Source organism: Micromonospora sp. CNZ303 (genome assembly GCF_004345505.1).
Map to the genome: position 1 here is coordinate 165,826 of NZ_SLVT01000004.1, position 13,913 is coordinate 179,738.

Consider the following 13,913-nt stretch of genomic DNA (forward strand, 5'->3'; position numbering starts at 1 on the left):
GGCTCAGGCCAACTCGTCGGGGTCCACCCCGAGCAGATTGGCCACCTGTTCGATGATCACGTCGTGCACGAGATCCGCGAGGTCCTCGCGGTCCATCGCACGGAACTCCAACGGCCGGCGGTAGAGCACGATCCGCGGGGGCACCTCCTGCCGGCCGGGGCGACCCGGCAGCAGCCGGGCGAGCGGCACCTCGCCGTCCTCCAGCACATCGGAGTCGTAGACGTTGAGGTCCGGCGGCACGTCCTCCACAGCGAACTCGACCCCGGCCAGTTCCTTGGCGAACCGCCGTTCGAGGGTCTCGACCGTGTCCAGCACCAGGTCGTCGAAGATCTCCGCCTTCGTGCGCGCCAACGGCACCGTCGCCGGCACCAGCCGCCCGCGCAGGCCGCGCCCGTGCCGGTCGCGGTGGGCGCGCCGGCCGGGGCCGGGGCGGCGGTGTTCCGGGCTCGTCATGAGGAAAGGTTAGCGCCCGCACCGACCTGGCCTGCGGCAGCGCCGCTGGCGCGGCGCGGCGCGGTCGGCATCCGCGGGTTGGCGCTCGCCCGCCCGGTGGCCGGCCGGCGCGCAACCGGCCGAATTGTGATCACCGTGACGGGCGTGTCGCAACGCGAAGCAGTGCGCCGGACCCGGTAATGGAGATACCCTGCCGCCGTGAGGTCACCACGGCGCTGCTCCCGTAACGGCTGCCCCCGGCAAGCGGTCGCCACGCTGACCTATGTCTACAACGAGTCGACAGCGGTGGTCGGCCCCCTGGCGGCGTTCGCCGAGCCGCACACGTACGACCTCTGTGAACCGCACGCCCGGAGCCTGACGGCGCCGCGCGGCTGGGACGTGGTCCGGCACGAGGGCGAGTTCGAGCCCCCGCCGCCCACCACCGACGATCTGGTCGCCCTCGCCGAGGCCGTCCGTGAGGCCGCCCGCCCGGTGGCGCCGCGCCCGCCCGAGGACGACCAGACCGTCAACTCGACCCCCCAGACGGGCCGCCGGGGTCACCTCCGCGTCATCCCCCCGAACCACTGATCCGCCGCCCCCGCGGCGCCCGTCCCACCGCCGCCTCGGCGCGTCCCGGCCGCAGCCGATGGTCGCGGCGGGAGTCACGGGCGCCGGGGAGGAAGTCCGCGCGGGCGCGGTGGCCTGCCTGCGGCCGGACGGGCGCGATGGCCTGCCTGCGGCCGGATGGGCACGCCGGGCACTGTCGAGCTGAATCGTCTACGACATCGCGGCGCGCCGCCGAGGGCTGAGTCGTCTGCGACATCAGCTCGACAGCGCGGATGAGGTGGGTCGGGCGTGGCCGGCGCGCGGCCCCTTCGCGGGTGCGATCCCCTCGTTCCGATGTCTGGCCCCGACGCAGCCGCGCAGGCATGTCCAGGGCCTTTACCGGGCGGTCGTCGGCCACCTCGGATGCGCGAAACAGATCCCGCCGCGACACGCCGGCGGCGCCACGACAAGGGCACGCTGCGTGGCTACCGTGCGCCCCAGTGTGATCGCGGGCGCGGGAGGTCGGATGGTGAACGAGGTACTTCGGGTGGCGATGGCCGAGAAGGGCGAGACCGCCGAGTCGCTGGCGGAGAAGGTGGGCGTCGACCCGAAGACGGCGGGGCGGTGGCTCGCCTCGGGGCGGATCCCGCACCCCAGGACCCGGCTCGCCGTCGCCGAGGTCCTCGGGCGCGACGCCGCCGAGCTGTGGCCCGAGCCGTTCCGCCGCCGCGACCTGCCGTGGTTCCGGCCGTGGGCCGAGCTGGAGCAGGACGCCGTCTCGATCAGGTCCTATCAGCCATCGCTGGTGCCGGGCCTGCTCCAGACCGAGGGGTACGCCCGCGCGGTGCTGGCGACGGGCGGTCTGCTCCCGGCGGCCGAGGTGGACGAGATCGTGGGCGGCCGGCTGGCCCGGCAGGCGATCCTGGCCCGGGACGCCCCGCCCCAGCTCGTCGCCGTGATCGACGAGGTGGTGCTGCGCCGGCGGGTGGGGGACCGGGCGGTGATGGCCGGGCAGCTGGCCCACCTGCTGGCGGTCGCCGCGCAGGAGCACGTGCAGGTGCGGGTGATCCCCGCCGGGACGCCGTGGCACACCGGGCTCGCCGGGCCGTTCGTGCTGATCCGCCTGCCCGACGGCGCCGAGACGGCCTATGTGGACAACCAGCTTCGCGGTCAGGTGGTGACCGAGAGTGCCGACGTTGCTAGCCTGGGCGCGAGATGGGAGAGCGTCGCGGGCGAGGCGCTGCCGCGACGGCAGTCGATCGAGCTGATCGGGGAAGTGGCGACGACATGGACATGACCGACGCCCGCTGGCGCACCGCGACCCGCAGCAGCAACAACGGTGGCGACTGCGTCGAGGTGGCCGACAACCTGCCCGGTCGGGTGCTCGTGCGGGACAGCAAGGACCGCGCCGGGGGCGTGCTCACCTTCGCGCCGGACGCCTGGCGGGCGTTCGTCGGGTCGGCCGGCCGGCACGGGCGCGCCGGCTGATCGGGGCGGCGCCCCAGGCGTACGCCTGCCGGCGCAGCGTGCGGCGGACGAACGCCGCACCGGCGGGACAGGGCCGCTCCCGCGACGGTCCGCACCGCTCCTGCGGCGATCCGCACCGCTCCTGCGGTCGAGCGGGATGTGGTCGCGTCATCGCCCTTCGCGCACGCTGACACCCGCCGTCCGTCGTCGCCGTCAGCCCATGCCAATATCTGTCGTTCACCGCACCTGACGTCCCGTCGGCGCGCCACTCCCACCTGCCCGCCGACGATGACCCAGAGGAGTCGTCACATGCGAACTCCCCTCCGGCCCCTCACCCGGCGTGGGCTGCTGACCGGCGCCCTCGGCTCGGCGGCACTGCTGGCGGCGGGCGGCTCCCTGGCCGGCTGCGGCACCAGGGCCGCCACCCAGACGGAGGCCGGCTGCGTCAGCGAGGACCTGTCCGGCACCGAGAAGACGCTGACGTTCTCCAACTGGCCGCAGTACATGGACGTGGACGACGCCGACACCGCCAAGCGGCCCACCCTGGACGCGTTCGTCGCGAAGAGCGGCATCCGGGTCACCTACACCGAGGACATCAACGACAACAGGGAGTTCTTCGGCAAGGTGCAGCACCAGCTCGCGGGGTGCCAGCCCACCGGGCGGGACATCATGGTCCTCAGCGACTGGCTGGCGGCGCGGATGATCCGGCTCGGCTGGATCCAGAAGCTGGACAAGTCGAAGCTGCCCAACGTCCAGGCCAACCTGCTGCCCTCGCTGCGCAACCGGTCCTTCGACCCCTCGGACCACCTCGCCGTCCCGTGGCAGTCCGGCCTGGCCGGTCTCGCCTACAACGGCCGGGTCGCCAAGGAGATCCGGACGGTCGACGAGCTGCTCACCCGCCCCGACCTCCGGGGCAGGGTGACCGCGCTGGCCGAGATGAGCGACACCATGGGCCTGCTGCTCCAGTCGAACGGCCACGATCCGGCGTACTTCAGCGACGCCCAGTTCGACGAAGCGCTCGCCAAGCTGAAGAAGGCCGTCGACTCGGGCCAGATCCGCCGGTTCACCGGCAACGACTACGCGCCGGCACTCGCCAAGGGCGACATCGCCGCCTGCATCGGCTGGTCCGGCGACGCCATCCAGCTCGGCTTCGAAGACGACAAGATCAAATTCGTGGTGCCCGAGTCCGGGGCGATGCTCTGGTCGGACAACATGCTGGTGCCGAACAGAGCCACCCACAAGGGCAACGCCGAGCAGCTCGTCGACTACTACTACCAACCGGCGGTCGCCGCCCGGCTCGCGGCGTACGTCAACTACATCTGCCCCGTCCAGGGTGCGCAGGCCGAGATGGAGAAGATCGACCCGGAGCTGGCCGCCCACCCGCTCATCTTCCCCGACGCCGCCATGCTCGCCAGGACGGCGGTCTTCATGGCGCTCGACGAGAAGCAGGAACGCGAGTACGAGAGCAAGTTCCAGCGGGTCATCGGGGCGTGAGCGGGATGGGTGCCACGACTGCGGGACGCGGGACCCCGGCCGGCGACCTGCGGCTGGCGCACCTCACCAAGCGGTTCGGCGGCGTCACCGCAGTGGACGACCTCAGCCTGACCGTCCCGCAGGGCTCGTTCTTCGCCCTGCTCGGCCCGTCCGGCTGCGGCAAGACCACCACGCTGCGGATGATCGCCGGCCTGGAGGAGCCGACCGGCGGGCAGGTGCTGCTGGGCGAACGGGACGTCACCCGGCTGCGCCCGTACAAGCGGCCCGTGAACACCGTCTTCCAGAGTTACGCGCTCTTCCCGCACCTGGACGTCTTCGAGAACGTGGCGTTCGGCCTGCGCCGGCGGGGCATCCGCTCCGTCGACGACGAGGTCATGGGCATGCTCGCGCTGGTGCAGCTCGACGACCACGGCCACCGCCGGCCCGCCGAGCTCTCCGGCGGGCAGCAGCAGCGGGTCGCGCTGGCCCGCGCCCTCGTCAACCGCCCGCAGGTGCTGCTGCTGGACGAGCCGCTCGGCGCGCTCGACCTGAAGCTGCGCCGGCGGATGCAGCTCGAACTCAAGCGGATCCAGACCGAGGTCGGCATCACGTTCGTGCACGTCACCCACGACCAGGAGGAGGCCATGACGATGGCCGACACCGTCGCGGTGCTGAACGCCGGGCGGATCGAGCAGCTCGGCACCCCCGCCGACCTCTACGAATACCCGGCCACGGTGTTCGTGGCGAACTTCCTCGGCCAGTCCAACCTGCTCGCCGGCGAGGCGGCCGGCGCGGCCGGGGACGAGGTGGCGGTGTCGGCGCACGGCCGTCGCTTCTCGGTGCCCGCCGGCCGGGCCCGGGCCGACCGGGGGCCGGTCCACCTGGGCGTACGCCCGGAGAAGCTGCACCTGGTCGACTCCGTCGACCAGGTCCCCGCCGGATGCCAGCACGTCACCGGGATCGTCACCGACGCCTCCTACGTGGGGGTGAGCACCCAGTACCTGCTGCGCACCGGCTGGGGCGGCGAGCTGACCGCGTTCGTGGCCAACAGCGGCACGGCCCGTCCACTGCCCGTGGGGGTGGAGGCGGCGGCGTACTGGGAGCCACGGCACGCCTTCCTGCTGCCCCGGGAAGCCGGCGGGCAGGAGCGGGCCGCTCCGGCACGGGACGAGCCGGTCGGCACACTCTCGTGAGCGCCCCCGCGCGCCTGCCCACCCCTACCGCCCAGCCGTCGGCACCCGGGCCGCCCCGCCCGCCCGGGCGGCACCGGCTCCTGCCGTACCTGCTGCTGCTGCCGGCGGCGGCGTGGCTGCTCGTCTTCTTCGCGGTGCCGCTGCTCCAACTCGCCGCCGCCAGCCTCTACGACCCCGCCGGCTCGCTCGCCACCGGGTACGCCATGACGTGGGCCTTCGGCAACTACCCGGACGCGCTCGCCGCGTACTGGCCGCAGTTCGGGCGGTCCTTCGGCTACGCGGGTGCCGCGCTGGTGCTGGCGCTGCTGGCCGGCTACCCGCTCGCGTACGCCATCGCGCGCAAGGCCGGCCGGTGGAAGAACCTGCTGCTGGTCTGCGTGGTCGCGCCGATGTTCACCAGCTTCCTGGTGCGCACGCTCGCGTGGAAGACCATCCTGTCGGACAACGGCTGGCTCGTCGGACTGCTGCGCGACGTGCACCTGCTCGCCCCCGACGGTCGGCTGCTGGCCACCCCCGTCGCGGTGGTGCTCGGCCTGACGTACAACTTCCTGCCCTTCCTGGTGCTGCCCCTGTACGCGAGCCTGGAGCGGCTGGACCCCCGGCTGCTGGAGGCGGCCGGCGACCTCTACGCGGGCCCGCTGCGGACCTTCCGCCGGGTCACCCTGCCGCTGTCCATGCCCGGCCTGGTCGCCGGCACGCTGCTGTTCTTCATCCCGGCCAGCGGCGACTACATCAACGCCGAACTGCTCGGCACCCCCAACGAGTACATGATCGGCAACGTCATCGACTCGGCGTTCCTGGTCCGGCTGGACTACCCGCAGGGCGCGGCGCTGTCGTTCCTGCTGATGGCGGCGATCCTCGCGGTGGTCTTCGGCTACCTGCGCCGGACGCGCCCGGAGAAGGTCCTGTGAGTGCGCGGGTCTTCCGCTGGCTGGCCGATCGTTGGGTGGCGGGCCTGGCGCTGCTGGTGCTCGGCTACCTGCTCCTGCCGGTCGCCGTGGTCGCCGCGCTCTCCTTCAACCGCCCCTCCAGCCGCCTGTCGTACGACTTCGACGAGTTCACCCTCGACAACTGGCGCAACCCGTGCGCCACCTCCGACATGTGCGACGCGGTGGTGCGCAGCGTCCAGATCGGCTTCATCGCGACCGTGGTCGCCACGGTGCTCGGCACCCTGATGGCGTTCGCGCTGGCGCGGCACCGGTTCCGTGGCCGTTCCGCGATCGACGTGCTGATCTTCCTGCCGATGGCCACCCCCGAACTGGTGATGGGCACCTCGCTGCTGGCCCTCTTCGTCTCCGCCGGGGTACCGCAGGGCTTCTGGACCGTCGTCGTCGCGCACGTCATGTTCTGCCTGTCGTTCGTGGTGGTCACCGTCAGGGCGCGGCTGGCCGGGATGGACCCCCGGCTGGAGGAGGCCGCGATGGACCTCTACGCGAGCGAGTGGCAGACCTTCCGGCGGATCACCCTGCCGCTGGCGCTGCCCGGCATCGTGGCCGCCGCACTGCTCGCGTTCTCGCTCTCCTTCGACGACTTCATCGTCACGAACTTCAACGCCGGCACCACCGTCACGTTCCCCATGTACGTCTGGGGTGCCGCCCAGCGGGGCATCCCACCCCAGGTCAACGTCATCGGCACCGCCATGTTCCTGCTCGCCCTGCTACTGATACTCCCCGCCACCCTGCGAACGCGAAGAGCCCCTCGCCGACCGTGAGCGGTGGCGAGGGGCCCTTCGGTGCGGCCGTGCCCTGAGCTGACGGTCCCTAGAGGGTCAGGGTCCAGCCGTCGATGTAGCCGGTGTCGCCGGAGGCGGCGTCCTGGACGCGCAGGTTCCAGGTGCCGTTACGGGTCTCCGTGGAGAGGTTGACCGTGTAGGTCTGGTTGATGTTGTCGGCGGAGCCGCCGGTGCGGTTGTGCAGGGTGTAGGCGCTGCCGTCGGGGGCGACGAGGCTGACGGCGAGGTCACCGATGTAGGTGTGCACGATCTGCACGGCGACCTTGCTGGTGGACGACGCGGTACCGGTGCAGCCGGCGATCGCGATGCTGCTGGTGACCGTCGCGTTGTCGTTGACGGTGACGTTGTTGGCGTTGGTGCCGGTGCAGTTCGTCGTGCCGGAGCCGGCCAGGTTGAGCGTCCAGCTGTTCACGTAGCCGGTGTCGCCGGCGCCCGCGTCCTGGACCCGCAGCTTCCAGGTGCCGTTGGCGACCTCGGAGGAGAGGTTGACCGTGTAGGTCTGGTTGATGTTGTCGGCGGAGCCGCCGGTGCGGTTGTGCAGGGTGTAGGCGCTGCCGTCGGGAGCGACGAGGCTGACGGCGAGGTCACCGATGTAGGTGTGCACGATCTGCACGGCGACGGTGCTGGCGGAGCCGGCGGTGCCGGTGCAGCCCGCGATGGTGATGGTGCTCTCCACCGTGGCGTTGTCGCGGATCGTCACGTCGGTGCCGTTGGTCTGGGTGCAGCCGGTGGGCGGCGGGGGCGGCGGGGGCGTGGTGCCGCCGTCGCCGACGTACAGCAGCTTGTTGGGCGAGCCGGTGCCGGGGCTGGTCACCGCGTTGCTGGTGGCGTCGGCGACGAGCTTGTCGCGTACCTGCTGCGGGGTGAACGTCGGGTTGGCGGCGAGCACGAGCGCGGCGGCGCCGACCACGTGCGGGGTCGCCATCGAGGTGCCGCTGATGCTGTTCGTGGCCGTGTTGCTGGTGTGCCAGGCCGAGGTGATCGAACTGCCGGGCGCGAAGATGTCCAGGCAGGTGCCGATGTTGGAGAACGACGAGCGGGCGTCGGTGTTGGTGGTCGAGCCGACGGTGATGCCGGCGAGGAGGCTGGCCGGCGAGCTGTTGCAGGCGTTCGCGCCGTAGTCGTTGCCGGCCGCCAGGCCGTAGGTGACGCCGTCGGCGATGGAGCGGGCCACCGCGTCGTTGAGGGCCTGGCTGAAGCCGCCGCCGAGGCTCATGTTCGCCACCGCGAGCTGACCGGCGGCGTGGTCGCCGGTCACCCAGTCGACGCCCTGGATGACGCCGGCGTCGGTGCCGCTGCCCTCGCAGTCGAGCACCCGGACGCCGACCAGCGTGACGCCCTTGGCCACGCCGTAGGCGGTGCCGCCGACCGTGCCGGCCACGTGGGTGCCGTGCCCGTTGCAGTCGTCCGCGCTGCCGCCGTCGATGGAGTCGAAGCCGGTGACGGCACGACCGCCGAAGTCGCTGTGGCCGAACCGGATGCCGGTGTCGATGATGTACGCCTTCACGCCCGAGCCGGTGTTCGGGTAGGTGTACGAGTTGTTCAGCGGCAGCGTGCGCTGGTCGAGCCGGTCCAGGCCCCAGGACGGGGTGGGGCTCTGCGTACCGCTGATCCGCATGGTGTGGTTCTGCTGGACGTAGCGCACCGAGGGGTCGGCGGCGAGCCGCTTGGCCTCCGCCTCGGACATGCGCGCCTCGAACCCGCGCAGCGCGTTCTGGTACGTCCGGTTGACCGCGCCCCGGTGCCGGCCGGCGAGGTCACGGGCCTTCCTCGTGACGTCGGTCCGGCCCACCGAGGTGTCCTTGAACACCACGATGTACGAGTCGTCGACGGCGGTGGCGCCGCCCGCCATGAGGATCTGTCCCTCGGCGGGGGCGGCCGTCGCGGGGGCGCCGAACGCCACGGCGGTGGCGACGGCGGCTGTCAAGACACCGACGCGCCAGCGGCGCGCGGCGGGGTAGGGGAGTGTCATCCCTCGGGTGTTCCTCTCGCTACACGACGGCGGGTCCCGCCATCGATCGCAATTGATCAAAGTGAGCAAGAGCGTAGGGCCTGCACGGCAAAAAGTGGAGACGTGAGAGCACCTTGTGTTTAGGGGTCGAACTGCGGTAATGCATCGACGCCTCGCGAAGTCTCGGCTGTCGCCCGCTCGTGCGGATCAGCTCCCCGGGGAGGGGCTACGCTGCTGCGTGTGGACTCCGTCGCCTTCCATGTCGCCTCCCGCCCCGCGCACGGCGAGGGCGAGCTGACCGTCCACCACCCGTACGACGGGCGCGCCGTCGGTCGTACCACCCTCGCCACCGCCGGCCAGGTCGAAGCGGCCGTCGCGGCAGCCGCCGGGGTGGCCGCGGCGGTCGCGGCCCTGCCCGCGCACGCCCGCGCGGCGGCCCTGGACCACGTGTCCCAGCGGCTCGCCGAGCGGGCCGAGGAGTTCGCGCGGCTGATCACCGCCGAGAACGGCAAGCCGCTGAAGTGGGCCCGCGCCGAGGTCGGGCGGGCCGTCTCGACCTTCCGCTGGGCCGCCGAGGAGGCCCGGCGCTTCTCCGGCGAGCTGCAACGCCTCGACACCGACCCCGCCGCCACCGGGCGGATCGCCCTGGTCCGGCGGATGCCGAAGGGGCCGGTGCTCGGCATCGCGCCGTTCAACTTCCCGCTGAACCTCGTCGCGCACAAGGTCGCCCCGGCCATCGCGGTCGGCGCCCCGATCATCGTCAAGCCCGCCCCCGCCACCCCGCTGTCGGCGCTGCTGCTGGGCGAGCTGCTCGCCGAGACCGACCTGCCGGAGGGGACGTTCTCGGTGCTGCCGCTGCCCAACGAACGCGCCGCCGAGCTGGTCGCCGACCCCCGGCTGCCGGTGGTCTCGTTCACCGGCTCCGGGCCGGTCGGCGCGGCGATCCGCCGCTCGGTGCCCGAGAAGCACGTCACCCTGGAGCTGGGCGGCAACGCCGCCGCCGTGATCTGCGAGGACTGGAACACCGCCGAGGACCTGACCTTCGCCGCGCACCGCATCGCGACGTTCGCCAACTACCAGGCCGGCCAGTCGTGCATCGCCGTGCAGCGGGTCTACGTGCACGAATGGCTCTACGACGCGTTCCTGCCCCGCCTCGTCGCGGCGGTGCAGGAGCTGCGGGTCGGCGACCCGTCCGACCCCCTCACCGACGTCGGGCCGCTGATCTCCGCCGACGCCGCCCGCCGGGTCGAGGCGTGGGTGGACGAGGCCGTCACCGCCGGCGCCACCATCGAGCTGGGCGGCCGGCGCGACGGCGCGACGTACCCGCCGACCGTGCTCTCCGGCGTGCCGGCGGACGCCAGGGTCTGCGCCGAGGAGGTCTTCGGGCCCGTGCTGGTGGTCGCCCGCGTCGCGCACGACCAGGCCGCGTTCGCCGCCGTCAACGACTCGGCGTACGGGTTGCAGGCGGGGGTCTTCACCCACCGCCTCGACACGGCCTTCGCGGCGCACCGCGCCCTGGAGGTGGGCGGGGTGATCGTCGGCGACGTGCCGTCGTACCGGGCCGACCAGATGCCGTACGGCGGGGTGAAGGGCAGCGGCGTCGGGCGGGAGGGCGTGCGCAGCGCCATGGAGGACTACACGGAGCCCCGGGTCATGGTGCTGACCGGCCTGGCGCTGTAGCGCCGCCCGCTCACCAGGTGCCGTCGTCGCGGACGCGGGCCGGCGCCCGGCCGAGCAGTAGGGTGGTCAGCGCGGCGTCGATGTCCTCGCCGAGGAACCACTCGCCGGCCTGGTCCAGCGCGAAGACCCGCCCCCGCTCGTCGACGGCGAGGATGCTCTCCTGCCGCTCGGTGCCGATGGGGAAGAGCCGTACGCCGAGCACGGCCGCGCAGTCGGCCAGCGTGTCGGCGGTGTGCGCGACCTGTCGTGGACGGACGTCGAAGCGGGAGATCCACACCTGTTCGCCGGGACCGCGCCGGGCGCCCACCAGGCTCGGGAAGGCGGTGAGTGTCGACAGGACCGCGGGAAAGTCGGGATGCGTGGACGTCTCACCCCGGACGGCACCGACGTCCCTGATGGCGGACAGGGCGACGATCTCGTCTCCGAAGTGCGGCCGCCAGCCAGCCGCGACGAGTGCCTGCGCGACGTCCGGGTGGAACCGGCCCGGGACCGGGTCGGGCTGCGGGTCCGGCTGCCACGGCATCGTGAAGGCCCGGTCGGACCAGGGCAGCACGTGGAAGTCCACCAACGTGTCCACGCAGGAGTCGCACGGGCGGTCGGCGAGGCCGCCGTTCGGATCGCCCGGTTCGCGCACCCGGTGGACCTCGAACCGGGCGGTCTCCAGGATGTCCTGCGCGTCGGCCATGCCGAGTGGCGCGATGCCCTCGGCGGCGCGGTGGTGGTCGTAGTGGTGCAGGACGTCGGAGACGACGATCAGTTCGGCGTGCCGGTCGCCGCCGCGTACGAGGTGCCCGGCGGGCTGCTCGTCCAGGTAGGAGCGCACGAGTGGGTGGTGGTTGAGGGTGATCTCGCCCTTGGCGCCCTGCGCGCGGAAGAGTCGTCCGCCGACCGTCAGGTGGGCCGCCGTGTTGGGGGTCGGCAGACGGTGGATCTCGCGGAGCAGTTGGCTGGCCGGGTCGACGGTGCGGGGCACGCCGGGGCCTTGGGGGCGGCTGCGGCGGTACATCTGCGTGACCGCGTCGGTCGGCACGCGCGGCCAGGTGGTCACCTCGCCGGTGGTCTTGTCGATGACGGTGGTGGGCAGGTCGCCGGGCATCGTTTTCGTCTCGGTGGGAACGGTGGAGGTGATGACGTAGCCGAGGTCGAACTCGTCGACGTGGGGGTGGCAGTCGTGTCCCAGTCGTTGTGACTCGCGGCGGGCCCACACGGTGGCGAGTTGCTCGGCCTGCTGGCGATCGATCACGGCTTGAAAGTACCGGACCCCACGGATTCGTGGCGGCCGGTATGGTTCGCCCTACCGACGGTAACCGGGGGAGGGTGGCGTTGGCTGAGAGTGTGGCCCGGGACGCCAATCGCGCGCTGCGGGCGCGGTTCGACGAGGTGTACGGGGACTACCAGCGACTGAGGTCCGGTCTGGACGAGCTGCAGGGCCGGCTCGCCGGGCTGCGGGTGACCGAGCGCTCCGAGGACGGTCAGGTGACCGCCACCGCCGGTGCCCGTGGCGAGCTGATCTCGGTCGAGCTGCACCCCGCCGTCTTCCAGGACCGGGACGCGAAGGCGTTGAGCCGGAAGATCACGGTTACCGTCCACCGGGCCGGCGCTGCGGCGGTCGCCGCCACCCAGGAACTCGTGGCCGGCTATCTGCCCGCCGGCTCCGGGGCGACGGACTTCCTGCGTACGGGTGACTTCGGTTCCTTGCTGGGCCGGGCCGACGCCGTGCTGCGCCGGGGCGAGTGATGGACGGTCAGCTCTGGCTCGACCCGCAGCGCGCCCGACGCGGGGGCGTCGACCTCTCGTTGTCCGGCGAGGCCGTCACGGCACGCCGCCGCCAGGCGGGCGGCGCCATCGCGGCGGCGAGCGACCGGTCGCCATGGGGCAAGGACGACATCGGGGCCGCGTTCGAGCAGAAGTACCGCGGGTTCGAGGAGCTGATCCTGCGCACGTGGGAGGGCGTGGGTCGGCACCTGGAGGGTCTCGGTGCCGATGTGGTCCGGTCGGTGGACGCCAACCTGCGGACGGACGCGGCAAGTGCGGGGCGGCTAGGGCCGTGTCGGCGACCGGCACCAGCAGCGCTGATCCGCTGAGGAGACCCGGATGAGTGTGTTGCCGAGCCCGCGATTTCCCCGACCTTCGGGTGGTGAACAGGACGTATGGATTCGTCACGAAGAAGGTTGCGAGGAAGTGCTTCCCGGCCCTTTTCGCGTGGGCCGAGAAGTATGGCAGGGAGTTCGGGCGCGTTGTGGTCCCAGTGGTCTTCCCTGGGACGGGTCCGCCGGATCGCTCCGGCGACGGGGCATCCTCCCACTTCACGTCAGAGGACTGGATAATTGAGGGCAACCGTGGCCGATAGTTGGGTGTTTCGCATTTCCGGAGCAGTTGACCGCCCTGTTCTCGACCGGCTGCGCGCGGAGTTGGGCCTGAGCAAGGTCGGCCGACTGGCGGACGATTGGGACGAGCTGTTCGGGGAAGCGGCGTGGGCAATCCAGGGGCAGGTGGTCCGAGTCGAATTGTGGCGTGACGTCGACTCACAGGAGTGGCGCCTTGAATTGGAGGCCCCAGCCCCCCTGCCGGAGACTGAAGAAGTGAGCTTGTGGGAGCGGGTGCAGGCTGGACTGCGACTGGCAGGGCTGGAGGTCGCCTCCATCATCAAGCGCCCTTAGCGGCACTCCACGACGGTGAAGGCGGAGCCGAAGTATTGGGGCGCGGCCTCCGCGATGGACCGGATTGCGCGCCCTCCGGAATTGGACGCCGGCCCCGGCGGGACTCTGACGCCGCCGATGCCGTGTGACTCGGCCTGGTTGGTGGTCCATCCAGGTGGAGCGCCTGTTCCCGGCGGACGGGCGCCGGCCGGGCGGAGGGGCGAAGCCGGCGCGGGCGCAGGCGGCGGCGAAGCAGTCGCCGGAGCGTGCCGAGGCGCTACCGCTGGGAGCCCGGCCAGTAGGCGTCCGCCGCCCCCCGAGGGTCGCGGGTTCGGGGCGGGTTGCCGGGCCGGAATACCATGGCGAAATGGCTGAATCAGACAATGGGCAGAAGTCGCCCGGCCCTGGTGGCTGGCAGTCCAACGCCTGGGCGTGGCCGGTCGGCCTCATGCTCGGTCTGGTCGTCGGCCTGGCCGCACTGGACGGAGCCGCCGGTGTGGGCGTCGGCATCGCGATGGGGGTGGCCTTCGCCGTCGCCCTGGGAGCCGGCAGCAGCCGGGACACCGACGGCGAGGACGACGACGGCGAGGACGCCGACAGTGCGGGCGACGACATGAAGGGCGACGACAGCAAGGGCGACGACGGGCGGGACGCTCACGAGCAGGGCGCCGAGCGGCAGACGGTCGGCCCGGAGGGCGCCGGGACGCCGGGTGCCGACGGGCAGGGTGCCGACAGGTCGCGCACCGACGGGCCGTCGTGACGCCGGGCGAACCCGGAGCCGCGCGGGTGGAGACGACGAC

Annotated in this window: 15 protein-coding genes; 12 read left to right on the forward strand and 3 right to left on the reverse strand. The window is 72.3% G+C overall.

Translation table 11 applies throughout. The features are described from left to right. Window positions 1–3 precede the first annotated feature (3 nt). Window positions 4–453, reverse strand: coding sequence for a metallopeptidase family protein (locus EV374_RS09105; protein WP_089001916.1), 450 nt, complete (start codon window positions 451–453; stop codon window positions 4–6). 198 nt (window positions 454–651) lie between these two features. Between EV374_RS09105 and EV374_RS09110 the strand changes: the two genes are divergently transcribed. The 7 genes from EV374_RS09110 to EV374_RS09140 all read left to right on the forward strand — a co-directional run bounded on the left by EV374_RS09110 (window position 652) and on the right by EV374_RS09140 (window position 6,822). Continuing rightward, on the forward strand, window positions 652–1,020 hold the full coding sequence (locus EV374_RS09110) for a DUF3499 domain-containing protein (RefSeq protein WP_132233538.1): 369 nt from the start codon (window positions 652–654) through the stop codon (window positions 1,018–1,020). A gap of 487 nt (window positions 1,021–1,507) precedes the next feature. Next, window positions 1,508–2,275 carry a Scr1 family TA system antitoxin-like transcriptional regulator gene (locus tag EV374_RS09115; RefSeq protein ID WP_132233540.1) on the forward strand — a complete coding sequence of 256 codons (768 nt, stop codon included), beginning with the start codon at window positions 1,508–1,510 and terminating at the stop codon, window positions 2,273–2,275. Next, entirely contained in the window at window positions 2,266–2,466 is a 201-nt protein-coding gene (locus EV374_RS09120) for a DUF397 domain-containing protein (RefSeq protein ID WP_132233542.1), read from the forward strand. The genes EV374_RS09115 and EV374_RS09120 overlap by 10 nt, the downstream gene beginning before the upstream one ends. Window positions 2,467–2,754: 288 nt before the next feature. Beyond that, complete coding sequence (locus EV374_RS09125; protein WP_132233544.1) at window positions 2,755–3,939, forward strand: polyamine ABC transporter substrate-binding protein; 1,185 nt, start codon at window positions 2,755–2,757, stop codon at window positions 3,937–3,939. Between the two features lie 5 nt (window positions 3,940–3,944). Next, complete coding sequence (locus EV374_RS09130) at window positions 3,945–5,111, forward strand: ABC transporter ATP-binding protein (RefSeq protein ID WP_132233546.1); 1,167 nt, start codon at window positions 3,945–3,947, stop codon at window positions 5,109–5,111. Further along, complete coding sequence (locus tag EV374_RS09135; RefSeq protein ID WP_132233548.1) at window positions 5,108–6,022, forward strand: ABC transporter permease; 915 nt, start codon at window positions 5,108–5,110, stop codon at window positions 6,020–6,022. The genes EV374_RS09130 and EV374_RS09135 overlap by 4 nt, the downstream gene beginning before the upstream one ends. After that, window positions 6,019–6,822: an ABC transporter permease gene (locus EV374_RS09140; protein ID WP_132233550.1), complete on the forward strand. Its 804-nt coding sequence runs from the start codon at window positions 6,019–6,021 to the stop codon at window positions 6,820–6,822. The genes EV374_RS09135 and EV374_RS09140 overlap by 4 nt, the downstream gene beginning before the upstream one ends. A 49-nt stretch (window positions 6,823–6,871) precedes the next feature. Here the strand turns inward: EV374_RS09140 and EV374_RS09145 are convergent, their stop codons facing one another. Then, window positions 6,872–8,815: a proprotein convertase P-domain-containing protein gene (locus tag EV374_RS09145; RefSeq protein ID WP_132233552.1), complete on the reverse strand. Its 1,944-nt coding sequence runs from the start codon at window positions 8,813–8,815 to the stop codon at window positions 6,872–6,874. Between the two features lie 219 nt (window positions 8,816–9,034). Here EV374_RS09145 and EV374_RS09150 point away from each other — a divergent pair, with 219 nt between their 5' ends. Next, the gene (locus tag EV374_RS09150; RefSeq protein ID WP_132233554.1) at window positions 9,035–10,474 is read left to right on the forward strand and encodes an aldehyde dehydrogenase family protein; all 1,440 of its coding nucleotides are present in this window, start codon (window positions 9,035–9,037) and stop codon (window positions 10,472–10,474) included. Between the two features lie 10 nt (window positions 10,475–10,484). Here EV374_RS09150 and EV374_RS09155 read toward each other — a convergent pair whose 3' ends face one another. Beyond that, window positions 10,485–11,717: an SUKH-3 domain-containing protein gene (locus EV374_RS09155; protein WP_132233556.1), complete on the reverse strand. Its 1,233-nt coding sequence runs from the start codon at window positions 11,715–11,717 to the stop codon at window positions 10,485–10,487. A 74-nt stretch (window positions 11,718–11,791) separates the two neighbouring features. Here EV374_RS09155 and EV374_RS09160 point away from each other — a divergent pair, with 74 nt between their 5' ends. From EV374_RS09160 to EV374_RS09175, 4 genes are all read left to right on the forward strand, one after another. Continuing rightward, the gene (locus EV374_RS09160; protein ID WP_486485646.1) at window positions 11,792–12,211 is read left to right on the forward strand and encodes a YbaB/EbfC family nucleoid-associated protein; all 420 of its coding nucleotides are present in this window, start codon (window positions 11,792–11,794) and stop codon (window positions 12,209–12,211) included. Then, window positions 12,211–12,558 carry a hypothetical protein gene (locus tag EV374_RS09165; RefSeq protein WP_486485647.1) on the forward strand — a complete coding sequence of 116 codons (348 nt, stop codon included), beginning with the start codon at window positions 12,211–12,213 and terminating at the stop codon, window positions 12,556–12,558. Before EV374_RS09160 ends, EV374_RS09165 begins: the two co-directional genes overlap by 1 nt. 243 nt (window positions 12,559–12,801) lie before the next feature. Beyond that, a complete protein-coding gene (locus EV374_RS09170; RefSeq protein WP_132233562.1) occupies window positions 12,802–13,134 on the forward strand; it encodes a hypothetical protein in 333 nt (110 codons plus the stop codon). 346 nt (window positions 13,135–13,480) lie between these two features. Further along, complete coding sequence (locus EV374_RS09175; protein WP_132233564.1) at window positions 13,481–13,873, forward strand: hypothetical protein; 393 nt, start codon at window positions 13,481–13,483, stop codon at window positions 13,871–13,873. Window positions 13,874–13,913 lie beyond the last annotated feature (40 nt).

Excerpts from the sequence above, each read along its gene's own strand:
- EV374_RS09175 (WP_132233564.1), top strand. The coding sequence starts at position 13,481 with ATGGCTGAATCAGACAATGGGCAGAAGTCGCCCGGCCCTGGTGGCTGG.
- EV374_RS09125 (WP_132233544.1), top strand. The coding sequence starts at position 2,755 with ATGCGAACTCCCCTCCGGCCCCTCACCCGGCGTGGGCTGCTGACCGGC.
- EV374_RS09105 (WP_089001916.1), bottom strand. The coding sequence starts at position 453 with ATGACGAGCCCGGAACACCGCCGCCCCGGCCCCGGCCGGCGCGCCCAC.
- EV374_RS09130 (WP_132233546.1), top strand. The coding sequence starts at position 3,945 with ATGGGTGCCACGACTGCGGGACGCGGGACCCCGGCCGGCGACCTGCGG.
- EV374_RS09145 (WP_132233552.1), bottom strand. The coding sequence starts at position 8,815 with ATGACACTCCCCTACCCCGCCGCGCGCCGCTGGCGCGTCGGTGTCTTG.
- EV374_RS09120 (WP_132233542.1), top strand. The coding sequence starts at position 2,266 with ATGGACATGACCGACGCCCGCTGGCGCACCGCGACCCGCAGCAGCAAC.
- EV374_RS09165 (WP_486485647.1), top strand. The coding sequence starts at position 12,211 with ATGGACGGTCAGCTCTGGCTCGACCCGCAGCGCGCCCGACGCGGGGGC.